Here is a 13,549-nt window from a genome sequence, read left to right on the forward strand (position 1 = left end):
CCCCCCCCCCCCCGCGAATTGACTGGGGTGAGAAAAGCGTATTTCAATGTTGCGCGTCATGGCGACGCCTATTTGATAGCTTGCTATTTTTACGGCAATTCTACACAACAAGAAGCAGGAACTTAACAAGCAGCAGCGCTTTCACAAGAGCCAAGCCGCGGTTAGAATTGTCTTGAAAGTTCCCGTCTAGGGGAGGCACCCGGTGGCCGGATTTCATTGGTCCGGAAATCAACGACTAAGCCTTGTAGGCCGATATACCCTGTTATCGGTCGGTGTTGTCGTGTGCGCGCTTCTGGCACTCAGTTTCTTTTATCAGCGCTTTTCCAATGAACTGATTGACCGTCTGACAGGTGAACGGCTCAGCGCGCAGGTCGCTGCGACATCAAACAAGCTTTCTGCCTTTCTTGATGCGCGCATCTATCAGTTGGTCACCCTGTCAAACCACCCGGCCCTGCCGGCCTTTATTGAATCGCCGAACTCCCCACAAGCTGAAGAAGCCCTGACACTGCTTCGGGTCGAGGCGGATTCCCCCGACCTTTATGGCGTGCTGTTTTTTGACTGGTACGACAACCTTGATCGACTGGTCGCAGGGCAAGCGGCATCCGGCCCGCCTTACTGGTCGAAATACGGCTGGGATATTTCCGGCCTGCCGCGTGTTGAGCATGAAGGTATTGAATTTATCGGCCCCAAATTGCCCGACAATGGCAATTCCGGGTGGATTTTAATGCGCGCGCATATTCGCGACACCGGTTTGGGGCAGAACACGTCTGTGGCCCTGCATGTGCGTCTGGCATCGTTGACCGAGCTTCTGGCGAGTGCCGGGGTATCGGGCGTGATTGACCCGCTTTTACGCACACCGGGCGGTATTGTTCTTGATGCCACCGGACGTCCGACCGAGGTCAATGGCGAACTGATCGAAGGCCCCAGCATCCTGCCCGGCTGGAACCTGGTGATGAGTGTGCGACCGGGCACTATCCTGCAACCGATTGATGAAACGCGCTTTTGGCTGACGGTGACGGCCGCTGTCATCATTGTGGTTATTCTTGCGATCTTTTTTGCCCTGTCGCGCAGCCTGCGGCGGCGGGTCGATACACTTGTTCAGGGAGCACATAGTATTGCATCAGGCGATCTGTATTACCGCCTGCCCGAAGGTCGCCGTCGCGATGAAATCAGCACGGTCGCCAAGGCCTTCAACACCATGGCGTGGCAGCTTAAAGACCTGATTGATCGGACAGTGCGCGCCGAAAAACTTGCCGTTCTGGGCCAGTTTGCCACCGGTGTGGCGCATGAGGTCCGCAATCCGCTGGCGACGATGAAAACCACCGTTCAGGCCCTTGTGCGCAAGGAACCCGATGGCGAGCGCAAAACACTGTTGGATGATATGGGCCACCAGATTGATCGTCTGTCACGCGTGGTGAATGATCTTCTGGCTTATGGCCGACCCGGTGAAGCCTGCCCGCAGAACACCGAGGTACGGGATCTGTTTCGTCAGTCATCGCGCGTCCTGACCCCGGTCGCCGAAGAGGCGCAAGTCCGGTTTTACACCAGCGGCGATTCCCGCCTGACGATCTTTGTCGACCCGGATCAAGTGCTGCAGATCCTGCTGAATATCGGGATCAATGCCATTCAGGCCTGTCAGCCCGGCGGCACGGTGAGCCTGCGCGCAGAGCGCCACCGGGATCAGGTCGAGATCCGCGTCACCGATGATGGTTCGGGCATCCCCAAAGAGCATTTGCTTGACGTCGTGCAGCCATTTTTTACCATGAAAAGCAAAGGAACCGGACTTGGCCTGACAATCAGCCAACAACTGGTCGAATCAAATAACGGTTCAATCAATATTGAAAGTGCCCCGCAAGAGGGCACGACAATCACATTGAAGTTCCCGGCAACGAAATCGGAAACTTCAAAGGAGGAAACATCGAAAAATGCCCCGCCAGATCAGGATTCTGATCGTTGACGATGAGGAATCATTCGTCCGATCGCTAAGCTTTGCGCTTCGTACCGAAGGCATGGATGTCACCGGCGTCCATTCCGGTGAAGATGCGTTTTTGCAAGTCCGTGAAAACAAGTTCGATATCATCCTGCTTGATCTGCGCCTGCCCGGTGCCGATGGCATGGAGGTCCTTGATAGCATCCGCAAACTTGATATCGACGTGCCCGTCATCATGATTTCCGCGCATGGCGATACCCGTGCGGCGGTGAAGGCCGTCAAACTCGGTGCAGCCGATTACCTTAGCAAGCCGTTCGAACTTGATGAGCTGATCCACACCATCAACACCACCCTTGATCAGAACCGCACCGCACTTGAACTTGATTACCACCGCAAGCGCAATGTCCCGACCAATGGCCTGATTGGTGAATGCACGCCGATGCGTGAATTGCGCACAACGATTGACCGTGTCGCGCAAAGCAGTGCCAGCCGCATCCTGTTGCAAGGGGAGTCCGGGACCGGCAAGGCGCTGGTTGCGCGTGCCATTCACGGCCAAAGCCCGCGTGCTTCCAACGCCTTTATCGAAGTCAACTGTGCCGCCCTGCCAGAACAGCTGATTGAAAGCGAACTGTTTGGCGCCGAAAAGGGCTCCTACACCGGCGCGCATCAGAAACGCACCGGCCTTGTCCGTCTTGCCGATGGTGGCAGTCTGTTTCTGGATGAAATCGGCGAACTGCCGCTGGCGCTGCAGGCGAAGTTTTTGCACTTCCTTGAAAACGGCGACTATCGCCCGGTCGGGAGCGAACATTCCGCATCGGCCGATGTCCGCGTAATTGCCGCGACCAACCGCGACCTTGCCGAGGAAGTCCGTCTGGGCAATTTCCGTGAAGACCTGTTTTACCGTCTAAATGTCATCACCATTGATATTCCAGCACTGCGCCACCGCGGCGAGGACATTATCAAACTGGTCGATCATTTCGCCGATCGTCAGGCCAAGGCCGAAGGATGCCATCCGATCCATTTTGACGATGCAACCCTTGATCTGCTACGCCATCATCGCTGGCGCGGCAATGTGCGCGAACTTAAAAACCTGATTGAGCGTCTGACCATTCTTTATCCATCCAAACAGATTTCGCCGGACCTGCTGCCGGCTGAATTCCACGTCACGGATGATAACCCGGATGATCTGCATGGCAGAGTTTCGGATGGTAATGCGCAATTGCAGGACCGCATGGACAACACCGAGCGTCATCTGGTGCAAGATGCGCTTGATCAGGCCGACGGTCACAAAGGCCGTGCGGCAGAAATACTTGGTATTTCACGTCATGCCCTGAAACGCCGACTACAAAGGCTGGGCCTGCAATAACCTATCCCCAATTCGAAGCATTTCCGATGCACCCTTGAGCGGAAACCGCTCAAGGGTGTTTTGCTGTTTGAGCGCCTAACGCTCATATTCGCGCTCAAGACCGCTCCATGATTTTGGCCCAAAACGGTCAATCGCGCAGCTTTCCTGACTTTGCGCTGAAATTTCGCAACTGGCACAGCCTTTGCGGAATAGCGAGACAAAGGTACAAACGCGGATGGAACAACCATTCGCAGGGAGGAAAGTCATGGAGATGCTCAAACACCCGGTTTCCGGGTGCATCACCATTATTGTAGCTACGTTCGCACTGTTTGCGGCCAATACCGCACAGGCAGAACGTTTTGAGCTGGGCGCATCTGCACAGAACGCAGATGCTGTCATCGGCTGTTTGTACCCGATGACCGGACGGTCGGCCACCTATGGCCGCGACAGTATTTCCGGCATCAAGATCGCCCTTCAGGACCTCGAAGCCGAAGCAAAATCCGGCCTGGATGTGCCCAATCTGCGCGTCATCGCTGATGACCCGCGATCAAAGGCATCCTATGCAGTCCGTCTGGCACAGGATTTCATCACCAATGACAATGCCAAGTTCTTCTGCGGCATCGTGTCATCGGGTGTGGCCCACGCCGTAAGCGATCTCGCCAAGAACGAAAAAATCATCATGGTCGGTACTGATCATGCGTCATCGCGGCTCAGCATCGAGGCTGGTCACGATTATTACTTCCGCGTCACCAATGACAGCTGGACGTCGATGGCCGCCGGTGCGCGTTATTTACGTGATCTGCAAAAGGAAACCGGCTGGAAACGCCTTGCCTTTGTCGGACCGGATTATGATTACGGTCATGTTTCCTGGACGGATCTGCAACTCGCCCTTGATGAGCTGGGTGTCGAATATGAAACCGTCGGCGATCTGTGGCCGAAGCTCTATGAGCCGGATTATTCGATTTACATCAACGCCCTGCAATCGGCCAAGGCCGACGTGGTCGTAACCGCCCTTTGGGGCGGGGATTTCATCGCCTTTATCAAACAGGCGGCATCAACCCGTTTCTTTGAAACCACCCGTCTGGCCAATTTCGATACCGGTGCAAATTACGATGTGATGATGGCCCTTGGTGATCAGCCCTATCCGGGTTTGATCCTGTCGGCGCGCCATCACAATAACTGGCCCGACACCGGACGTAACAAGCGGTTCGTCAAACAGTTTCACGACATGACCGGGCGTTATCCGACCTATGCGGCCGAAGGCGCCTATACCGGGATCATCGCCATTGCACGCGCCATTGAAAAGGCTGGCGGCATTGACGATGACCGCGCGCTCATCACCGCACTTGAAGGATTGCAACTGGCCCTGCCCGAAGATCCGCCGGGATTTGCATCCTATATCGATCCCGAAACTCACCAGATTGTCCAGGCGCAAGCCGTGGGCACGGTCGTCCACAACGAAGACTTTCCGCCATCGAAACTGATGGTGGGGAACTGGGCGATCTACGATGCCGAAGACCTCAAACCATCAAAAGAGATGGTCAAACGTCGCCGCGATGCCGTGGCCGGCGGGTCAGAGGCAGTTCCACCGCCAACTCCATGACCTTTCCCAAGGGAGGAAATAGTGAAGAACAATAAATCAAAATTCAGCAAATACCTTGTATCGGGCGTCGCAGCGCTTGCCCTTGCATCTGGCGCAGCCGGTTCTGCATCGGCCGCTGAGAACGGCAAATTCCGCGTCGGGATCGTGACCTTCCTGTCCGGTCCGGCAGCTGGTCCGTTCGGCGTTCCGTCGGCAAATGCCGCCAAGGTTCTTGTTGAAGAACTGAACAAGGGCAACCTGCCCGCACCATACGACAAGATCGGCATCAATGGTGCTGAAATCGAAGCCGTGATCATCGACGAAGCCGGTGGTGCAACCAAGCAGGTTGAAGAATACCGCAACCTTGTTCAGCGTCAGAAAGTCGATGCTGTCATCGGCTATGTTTCTTCGGGCGACTGCCTGGCAATTGCACCGGTTGCCGAAGAACTGAAAACCTTCACCATCGCATATGATTGCGGTACTCCCCGCCTGTTTGCGGATAACCCGGACGCGGCCTACATGTTCCGTACCGGCCTTGACGCATCTGTCGATAACATCGGTGCGGTTCGCTACCTTGCGGCAACCCGCCCGGACGTTACCCGTCTTGCCGGTATCCAGCAGAACTATTCCTGGGGTCAGGACAGCTGGGCTGACTTCACCGCCGCTGCATCGGCACTCCTCCCTGAAGCAGAAGTTGTCGAAGAACAGTTCCCGAAAATTTATCAGGGCCAGTACGGTGCAGAAATCTCTGCCCTGTCCGTGAAACGCCCGGAAATCGTTCACAGCTCCTTCTGGGGTGGTGACATGGAAGCCCTGGTTCTGCAGGCAAATGCCCGTGGCCTGCTTGAAGACGCCACCGGCCTTCTGACCTGCGGCGAAGCATCCTTTGCCACCTACAAGGATCAGGCCCCGAACGGCATGATCATCGGTGCACGTGGCCCGTTTGGCCAGTTTGCCCCGGACAACGAACTGAACACCTGGTTTGAGGGTGTCTATCAGAACGCCTATGACCTTGAGCCGGTCTATCCGGCAACCAAGATGGCCCAGGCGATCCTGGGTCTGAAGTATGCCGCCGAGAATGCCGGTGTCGCCGATAAGGAAATCCCGTCGGCAGAGCAACTTGCTGCTGCGATGAAAGGTGCAACCTTTGAGTCGGTTTCGGGCACGGTTGAAATGGCACGCGGCAATGGTCATCAGGCCATGCAGGGTATCACCTATGGTGAATACCACTACGAAGACGGCGTTGCCTCGATCAAGAACGCTGTTTCGTTTGATGGCGAATGCGTAACACCCCCGGAAGGTGTTGCTGCTGCGGACTGGATCGCAGACGGCTTCCCGGGCGCTAAGTGTAACTAAGTTGCCCGCTCTGTTTCACAGAGCTTCCTGATCCTGCGGACATCCCGTCTCCCTTGGGGTGTCCGCCCCTTTCCCTGCACACTGGATATTTGTGATGACAAGTCTTCTTGCCGTCCTGATTGATGGCTCGATCTATGCATCGTGGCTGTTTCTTGTGGCTGCCGGCCTGACCGTGATTTACGGGGTGATGCGCATCCTGAACATGGCGCATGGCAGCTTTTATGCCATCGGCGCCTATTCGGCAGCGTCACTGGTTGGCTGGTATTTCAACAACGGCATGGGCCCGGCATGGGTCAGCTATTTGTTGCTGGTTGGTGCTGCGCTGGTTGCCGGTCTGATTGTCGGTGTGATCGTCGAACGCGGATTGCTGCGCCTGATGTATGGCCGCGATGAAATCCTGATGGTGATCATTACCTATGCCCTTCTTCTGATCCTTGAAGACGGTATGAAAATCGTCTGGGGTGTCAGCCCGTATTTCGCCTATCAGCCTTATTCCGAGCTTGGGCGAACATCGCTCGGCTTGCTTAAGGTTTCCAATTACGACGTCGCCCTGGTCGGGGTATCCGCATTGCTCGGGCTTGGCCTGTGGGCGTGGCTTGAACGCACCAATCAGGGCAAGGTCCTGCGTGCAGTAATCCATGACCGCGAAATTGCGGTTGCCATGGGCGTGAACGTGAAACTGATGTTCACCATCACCTTCGTTCTGGGCACCACGCTGGGTGCGCTTGCCGGTGCATTGACCGCGCCTGCGATCTCGGTTGTGCCGGGGATCGGTATCGAAGTGATCGTGCTGGCCTTCGCCGTTGTCGTCATTGGCGGCCTTGGCAGCATTGGCGGTGCAGCAGTCGGCGCGCTTCTGGTCGGACTGAGCCGTGCGGCCGCTGTCCACTATGCCCCTGAATTCGAACTGTTCGTCATTTATGGCGTGATGTCGCTGGTTCTGGCGTTCCGTCCCGAGGGCCTGTTTGGCCGTACTTTGGCGAGGAAAATCTGACATGCGTCTTGATAAAACTGAAATCTCGCTCGGACTGATCGCGCTTGCCTGCGTTCTGTTCGGCTTCGTCTCGCCGGGTTGGCTGATCTTTCTTTTGACCATCGCACTGGCCAAGGCACTTGTCGTCCAGGGCGTCGTCATGCAGATGCGTTCCGGCCTCGTATCCTTTGGTCAGGGTCTGTTCTATTGCATCGGTGGTTACACCGTTGGCATGGGCGGCCAGTTCTTTGGCATTCATGATGCGATTGCCGCCCTGTCACTTGGCATGTTTGTCGCAATCGTTGTTGCCATGCTGTTGGGTCTGTTGCTGACGCGCTATCGCGAAATCTTCTTTGCCATGCTGTCGCTGGCATTTTCGATGATCCTGTTTGGCATCCTTGTCAAAAGTCAGGAACTGGGCAGCACGGACGGCTTTAACGTGCATGACTGGACCGTGTTTGGCTGGGCGCCCGACGCAGGTGCCGGCAGCCAGCACACCGTGTTCACCATGACCGTGGTTGCCGGTCTGATCATTGCCGTTCTGATCCATCGTTACACCAAGGCAGGTATCGGCGTCATTTGCGAGGCGGTTCGCGAAAATGAAGTCCGTGTTGAATATCTTGGCCTGTCGCCGCGCTGGTTGCTGTATGGCAACTATGTTGCTGCGGCTGCGGTTTCTGCCCTTGGCGGCGGTCTGACGGCACTGGCCACAGGCCACGTTGATCCGGAGATGGCCTATTGGACCACGTCGGGTGAATTCGTCTTCATCGCACTGCTTGGTGGTTTGGGCCATGTGGCAGCACCGTTTATCGCGGCCATCGTCTTCTCGTTCGTGCGGACCTACGCCATCGAATTCGTGCCCCATACCTGGCAGATGATCCTCGGTTTCACGCTGCTTGCGGTCATCATCTTCCTGCCCAAAGGGCTGTGGAGCCTGGTCAGCCGTGAAAAAACAGGAGAACGGGCATGACCTGCATTCTTGAAACACGTTCGCTGAACAAGGAATTCGGCGCGGTCATCGCCGCAAAGGATTTGAACGTTCAGATCAACAAGGGTGAAGTCGTTGGTGTGATCGGCTCCAACGGAGCTGGCAAGACGACCTTCATCAACATGGTGACGGGCTATCTCAAACCGACCCGGGGCGAGATCCTGTTTAATGGCAAGTCCATCATGGGGCATTCCCCGCGTGCGATCACACGTGCCGGCATGGCGCGTTCCTTCCAGGTTGCGCAGCTGTTCCCGGAAATGACCGTGCTCGACAACCTGATTGTCGCGCTGGCTGCCGCAGAAAGTGCCCGACCAAGTTTCCTAAGTCCCCTTCGCAGCGATGCCCGCATCGCCCGTGCAGAGGAAATCCTTAAGGAATTCGGCGTCGAAAACTATCGCGATTCACTGGTAACCGCCGTTCCACAGGGCGCGCGCAAACTGGTTGATATCGCCATGGCATTGATCGGCAATCCTCAGATGCTGCTGCTTGATGAACCGACCAGTGGTGTCAGCATGGATGAAAAAACCGACCTGATGGATACGGTTATGAATGCCGTACGTCAGCATGGCGTGACCGTGCTGTTTGTCGAACATGACATGGATGTGGTCGAACGTTATGTCTCGCGCGTTCTGGCGTTTTATAGCGGCGAAATCATTGCTGATGGTGAACCTGCAGCAGTTCTCGCCGATCAGCAGGTCCGCGATCTTGTGACCGGCCATCGTCCCACCACCAAACAAGGGAATGGCGCATCATGACCCTGGAAATCAGCAATCTCGATGTATCAATCGGTAATATTCCGATCTTGCGTGATGTCTCGCTTTCGGTGCCATCCGGCAAGATGTTTGGCCTGATCGGTCATAACGGGGCGGGCAAAACCACCCTGATGCGCGCCATCATGGGTCTTCTGGACGCAGATCAGGGCACCATCACCTTTGACGGGCAGGACCTGCGCAAGATGGCCGACTTCGCCCGTGCCAAAACCGGCATCAGCTATATGCCTGAAGATCGCCGTCTGATTCCGTCCCTGACGGTTGAGGAAAACATTCTTCTTCCGGCATGGACCAATGGCATCAAGGACGCCGAGGAACGGCTGAAATGGGTTTATGACCTGTTGCCCGAAATCGCGCAGTTCCGTGACCGACGTGCACTGCAACTTTCCGGTGGCCAGCAGAAACTGGTCTCGCTCGGGCGCGCATTGATGCCCGGTCGCAATCTTTTGTTGCTCGATGAACCGTTCGAGGGGGTCGCACCGGTCCTGTCACGCCGCCTGTCGGAAGTCATTTCCGATCTGGGCAGCAGTGGCCTGTGTGTCCTGATTTCTGAATCCGATGACAGCCACTCTGCCGATCTGGTGGCGGGCAGTTACCGCATCGAACGTGGCACCGTTTCCAAGGCTGAACTGGAAACGGCCTGATCCCGACAACAGACAAGTCAAAAAACGAGGTTCCCCATGTCAGACTTTGTGTTTGAAACCACCCCTCGCGTCATCTGCGAGTTCGACGGTGCCTTGCAACTCGGTGCGCTCTGCAAGGAGTTCGGCGCGAAACGCGCCGTTCTCCTGACCGACCCCGGCTTGCAGAAGGTTGGCCTGATTGACGCCCCCTATGCCGCCCTTAAGGACGCCGGGATTGAAACCCTGCTTTGGACCGATGTTCAGGCCGACCCGCCCGAGGAAAGCATTCTCGCCGCGGTCAAGGGTGCACGCGATTTCAAGGCCGATATCGTCATCGGCCTTGGCGGCGGTTCATCGCTGGATACCGCCAAACTGGTCGCGCTTCTGTGTGGCAAGGACCAGAAGCTTGACGAGATTTATGGCATCGGTCTGGCAACGGGTCCGCGCCTGCCGCTTATTCAGGTGCCGACCACGGCCGGTACCGGTTCGGAAGTCACCCCGATTTCGATCGTCACCACGCCCACGCACGAGAAAAAGGGTGTGGTGTCCAGCCTGCTTTATCCCGATATCGCGCTGCTGGATGCCAAACTGACCATGGGCCTTCCGGCCCCGATCACCGCCATGACCGGCATTGATGCGATGGTCCATGCCATTGAGGCCTACACCACCAAGCACAAGAAAAACGCCCTGTCGGACGGGCTTGCCATCCGCGCGATGCAACTGATGACCGCCCATATTGATGATGCGGTTTCAGCCACCCCGTCACGCGAAGCGCGCGAAGCCATGCTTCAGGGTTCCATGCTGGCCGGGATGGCCTTTGCAAATGCCCCGGTGGCAGCGGTCCATGCCCTTGCCTATCCGTTGGGCGGGCATTTCCATGTCCCGCACGGGCACAGCAATGCACTGGTCCTGATTGAAGTGCTGAAATTCAACCGGGACGCCGCCGTGTCGCACTACGGCGAGCTCGCCCGTGCTGTTCTGCCGGGTGAAAAATTCGCAAATGACGATGCCGCCTGTGATCGTTTCATCGGTTTCATGACCGACATGGTCGAGCGCATGCCGTTCAGCCGCACCTTGCGTGAAGTGGGCGTGGCGGAAAGCGATCTCGACATGCTCGCAACCGATGCGATGAAGGTGGAACGCCTTCTGATGAATAACCCGCGTGAAATGACGTTCGATGCCGCGCGCGCGATCTATGCCGCCGTGCTGTAACGAAAAGGAATAGCCACCATGACCATCCAGCTAAATGATTCCGGCCTTTGGCAGACCCAGGCACATATCGACGGCAAATGGGTCGCATCCGATAGCGGCAAGACCTTTGCGGTTGTCGATCCGGCCACCGGCGAACATCTTGCCGATGTGCCCGATATGGGGGCGGCCGAAGCCGGTCGTGCGATTGATGCTGCCGATGCCGCCCTGCCCGCATGGCGGGCCAAAACCGCCAAGGAACGAGCAAACATCCTTCGTAAATGGTTTGATCTCTGCATGGCGGCACAGGCCGATCTTGCCCTGCTGATGACCCGCGAACAGGGCAAACCCCTTGCCGAGGCATCCGGTGAAGTTGCCTATGGCGCGTCCTTCCTTGAATGGTTTGCCGAAGAAGGCAAACGTATCTATGGCGACGTCATCCCGTCCCATGGTGCGGATAAACGCATCATCACCGTCAAACAACCGATTGGTGTTGTTGCCGCGATCACGCCCTGGAATTTCCCGATGGCGATGATCACGCGCAAATGCGCCCCGGCTCTTGCTGCAGGGTGCACGGTTGTCATCAAGCCCGCCGAAGATACGCCGCTCACTGCGCTGGCACTGGTTGAACTGGCCAAACGTGCGGGCTTCCCCGATGGGGTGATCAATATCGTCACCGCATCGCACGGGGCGGAAATTGGCAATGAACTGACCGCCAACCCGATCGTGCGCAAACTGTCCTTCACCGGCTCGACCCAGGTCGGCAAGCTTCTGATGCGTCAGTGCTCCGACACCGTCAAAAAGGTCAGTCTGGAACTTGGTGGCAACGCGCCGTTCATCGTGTTTGACGATGCCGATCTCGATGCGGCTGTTGCAGGCGCGATTGCGTCAAAATACCGTAATGCCGGTCAGACCTGTGTGTGCGCCAACCGCATTCTGGTTCAGGAAGATGTCTATGACGCCTTTGCCGCCAAACTGGCCGAAGCTGTTGGCAAATTGCGCGTCGGTCACGGCACCGAAGATGGTGTCACCCAGGGGCCGCTGATCAATGCCAAGGCGATTGAAAAGGTCGAGGCACTTGTCGAAGACGCCGTTTCCCGTGGGGCAAAGGCCGTTCTGGGCGGTGATCGCGCCAAGCCCGACAGCAACTTCTTCACCCCGACCATCCTGACCGGGGTTACCGACGACATGCGGATTTTCTCCGAGGAAATCTTTGGCCCGGTTGCGCCGTTGTTCAAGTTCAGCAGCGAGGAAGACGCCATTCGCATGGCCAATGACACGCCGTTTGGTCTGGCAGCTTATTTCTATGCGCGTGATATCGGCCGTATCTGGCGGGTTGGCGAGGCGCTTGAATATGGCATCGTTGGCATCAACGAAGGCATCATTTCGACCGAATCAGCCCCGTTTGGCGGGGTCAAGGAATCCGGTATCGGCCGCGAAGGATCGAAATACGGCGTCGATGATTTCGTCGAGATTAAATATATGTGCCTCGGCGGTCTCGCCGGGAATGCCAACTGATCCCCCGGATAAGGAGACACATCATGAGTTTCATGTTCCGAAGTGTACCGCGCATCGTCTGTGAAGCCGGTGGCATTGCCAAGACCGGCAGCCTGATGAAGGAACTCGGTGCGAGCCGTGTCACCATTGTCTGCGATCCGGGCATCGTCAAACTGGGCTTTGCCAGAAAGGCACAAGATGCGCTTGAGGCCGCTGGTATCGCCGTTCATATCTTTTCTGACGTCGAGGCCGACCCACCCCAGAAAATCGTCGAAGCCGCCATTGCCGGTGCGCGCGACTGGAAAGCCGATGGCGTGATTGGCCTTGGCGGCGGCAGCTCGCTGGACAGTGCGAAGCTGGTTGCGTTGCTGGCTGACAGCGATCAGACCATCGAAGAGATCTATGGGGTGGACAAGGCGACCGGTGATCGTCTGCCACTGATCCAGATCCCGACCACTGCCGGGACCGGCTCGGAAGTGACCTGGGTGTCGGTGATTACCGATAATGACAATCTCAAACAGGTCGTCTACACCCCGCAACTGATGCCTGACATCGCGCTTCTTGATGCGGAACTGACCTATGGCCTGCCACAAAAGGTCACGGCGGCCACCGGCCTTGATGCGATGGTGCACGCCATCGAAGGCTATACCAGCCGCACACGCAAAAACCCGATTGCCGATGGCATGGCGGTCACCGCCCTGTCGTTGCTTGGCAAGAACCTGATGAAGGTGATTGAAAATCCCGGTGACAAGGAAGCACGCTCTGCCATGTTGCAGGGATCGCTGATTGCCGGGATGGCCTTTGCCAATGCATCGGTTGCTGCCATTCATGGTCTGGCCTATCCGCTGGGTGCGCGATTCCATATCCCGCATGGACATGCCAATGCATTGGTCATGGCACAAGTGATCCGTTTTAACCTGCCAGCCGCGAAAAAGTTGTATGCCGAACTTGCCCCCTGCCTGATCGAAGGGGTCGATTTCAACAGCGAAGATGCCGCTGCCGAGGCGTTCGTCAAACGGATCGAGGAAATGGTACCGGCCAGCGGTCTTGAAATCCGCCTGCGCGATCTTGGCGTCACCGAAGAATCCCTGCCGGAAATGGCCGATGAAGTCTTTACCAAGATCCATCGCCTGATCGACAGCAACCCGCGCGACATGACCGCCAAGGAAATCGAAGCGATTTATCGCAGCGTTTATTGAGTTGGCCGCTTGCAAACTTACCGTTTGCATTGTGGCAAAAGAACCGGCGGCCTGTTTGGTCGCTTGGCCGCCGGTTCTCAATTTAACACAATGATCAA

At 56.8% G+C, this 13,549-nt stretch carries 11 protein-coding genes; all 11 read left to right on the top strand.

Translation table 11 applies throughout. The annotated features are described in order from the left end of the window. Positions 1–202: 202 nt before the first annotated feature. The 11 genes from FHI25_RS14385 to FHI25_RS14435 all read left to right on the top strand — a co-directional run bounded on the left by FHI25_RS14385 (position 203) and on the right by FHI25_RS14435 (position 13,451). Positions 203–1,957, top strand: coding sequence for a HAMP domain-containing sensor histidine kinase (locus FHI25_RS14385; protein WP_210518884.1), 1,755 nt, complete (start codon positions 203–205; stop codon positions 1,955–1,957). Beyond that, a complete protein-coding gene (locus FHI25_RS14390; RefSeq protein ID WP_210518886.1) occupies positions 1,926–3,296 on the top strand; it encodes a sigma-54 dependent transcriptional regulator in 1,371 nt (456 codons plus the stop codon). Before FHI25_RS14385 ends, FHI25_RS14390 begins: the two co-directional genes overlap by 32 nt. A 244-nt stretch (positions 3,297–3,540) precedes the next feature. After that, the gene (locus FHI25_RS14395) at positions 3,541–4,878 is read left to right on the top strand and encodes an ABC transporter substrate-binding protein (RefSeq protein WP_210518888.1); all 1,338 of its coding nucleotides are present in this window, start codon (positions 3,541–3,543) and stop codon (positions 4,876–4,878) included. A 21-nt stretch (positions 4,879–4,899) separates the two neighbouring features. Next, positions 4,900–6,213 carry an ABC transporter substrate-binding protein gene (locus tag FHI25_RS14400; protein WP_210518890.1) on the top strand — a complete coding sequence of 438 codons (1,314 nt, stop codon included), beginning with the start codon at positions 4,900–4,902 and terminating at the stop codon, positions 6,211–6,213. 94 nt (positions 6,214–6,307) lie between these two features. After that, positions 6,308–7,207 (top strand): branched-chain amino acid ABC transporter permease, encoded by a 900-nt coding sequence (locus tag FHI25_RS14405; protein ID WP_008889930.1) that lies wholly within the window; start codon positions 6,308–6,310, stop codon positions 7,205–7,207. A 1-nt stretch (position 7,208) separates the two neighbouring features. Then, positions 7,209–8,156: a branched-chain amino acid ABC transporter permease gene (locus tag FHI25_RS14410; RefSeq protein ID WP_210518892.1), complete on the top strand. Its 948-nt coding sequence runs from the start codon at positions 7,209–7,211 to the stop codon at positions 8,154–8,156. Then, positions 8,153–8,929, top strand: coding sequence for an ABC transporter ATP-binding protein (locus FHI25_RS14415; RefSeq protein WP_210518894.1), 777 nt, complete (start codon positions 8,153–8,155; stop codon positions 8,927–8,929). The genes FHI25_RS14410 and FHI25_RS14415 overlap by 4 nt, the downstream gene beginning before the upstream one ends. Then, the gene (locus FHI25_RS14420; RefSeq protein WP_210518896.1) at positions 8,926–9,588 is read left to right on the top strand and encodes an ATP-binding cassette domain-containing protein; all 663 of its coding nucleotides are present in this window, start codon (positions 8,926–8,928) and stop codon (positions 9,586–9,588) included. Before FHI25_RS14415 ends, FHI25_RS14420 begins: the two co-directional genes overlap by 4 nt. Positions 9,589–9,624: 36 nt before the next feature. Beyond that, on the top strand, positions 9,625–10,779 hold the full coding sequence (locus FHI25_RS14425; protein ID WP_210518898.1) for an iron-containing alcohol dehydrogenase: 1,155 nt from the start codon (positions 9,625–9,627) through the stop codon (positions 10,777–10,779). Positions 10,780–10,797: 18 nt separating this feature from the next. Further along, positions 10,798–12,273 carry an NAD-dependent succinate-semialdehyde dehydrogenase gene (locus FHI25_RS14430; protein WP_210518900.1) on the top strand — a complete coding sequence of 492 codons (1,476 nt, stop codon included), beginning with the start codon at positions 10,798–10,800 and terminating at the stop codon, positions 12,271–12,273. Between the two features lie 23 nt (positions 12,274–12,296). Next, on the top strand, positions 12,297–13,451 hold the full coding sequence (locus FHI25_RS14435; protein ID WP_210518902.1) for an iron-containing alcohol dehydrogenase: 1,155 nt from the start codon (positions 12,297–12,299) through the stop codon (positions 13,449–13,451). Positions 13,452–13,549: the final 98 nt, after the last annotated feature.

The organism is Thalassospira sp. ER-Se-21-Dark (assembly GCF_017922435.1).
Taxonomy (GTDB): Bacteria; Pseudomonadota; Alphaproteobacteria; order Rhodospirillales; family Thalassospiraceae; genus Thalassospira.

What these genes read in the sequence shown, in the direction of transcription:
- FHI25_RS14390 (WP_210518886.1), top strand. Translation starts at nt 1,926, where the DNA reads ATGCCCCGCCAGATCAGGATTCTGATCGTTGACGATGAGGAATCATTC.
- FHI25_RS14395 (WP_210518888.1), top strand. Translation starts at nt 3,541, where the DNA reads ATGGAGATGCTCAAACACCCGGTTTCCGGGTGCATCACCATTATTGTA.
- FHI25_RS14405 (WP_008889930.1), top strand. Translation starts at nt 6,308, where the DNA reads ATGACAAGTCTTCTTGCCGTCCTGATTGATGGCTCGATCTATGCATCG.
- FHI25_RS14410 (WP_210518892.1), top strand. Translation starts at nt 7,209, where the DNA reads ATGCGTCTTGATAAAACTGAAATCTCGCTCGGACTGATCGCGCTTGCC.
- FHI25_RS14415 (WP_210518894.1), top strand. Translation starts at nt 8,153, where the DNA reads ATGACCTGCATTCTTGAAACACGTTCGCTGAACAAGGAATTCGGCGCG.
- FHI25_RS14420 (WP_210518896.1), top strand. Translation starts at nt 8,926, where the DNA reads ATGACCCTGGAAATCAGCAATCTCGATGTATCAATCGGTAATATTCCG.
- FHI25_RS14425 (WP_210518898.1), top strand. Translation starts at nt 9,625, where the DNA reads ATGTCAGACTTTGTGTTTGAAACCACCCCTCGCGTCATCTGCGAGTTC.
- FHI25_RS14430 (WP_210518900.1), top strand. Translation starts at nt 10,798, where the DNA reads ATGACCATCCAGCTAAATGATTCCGGCCTTTGGCAGACCCAGGCACAT.
- FHI25_RS14435 (WP_210518902.1), top strand. Translation starts at nt 12,297, where the DNA reads ATGAGTTTCATGTTCCGAAGTGTACCGCGCATCGTCTGTGAAGCCGGT.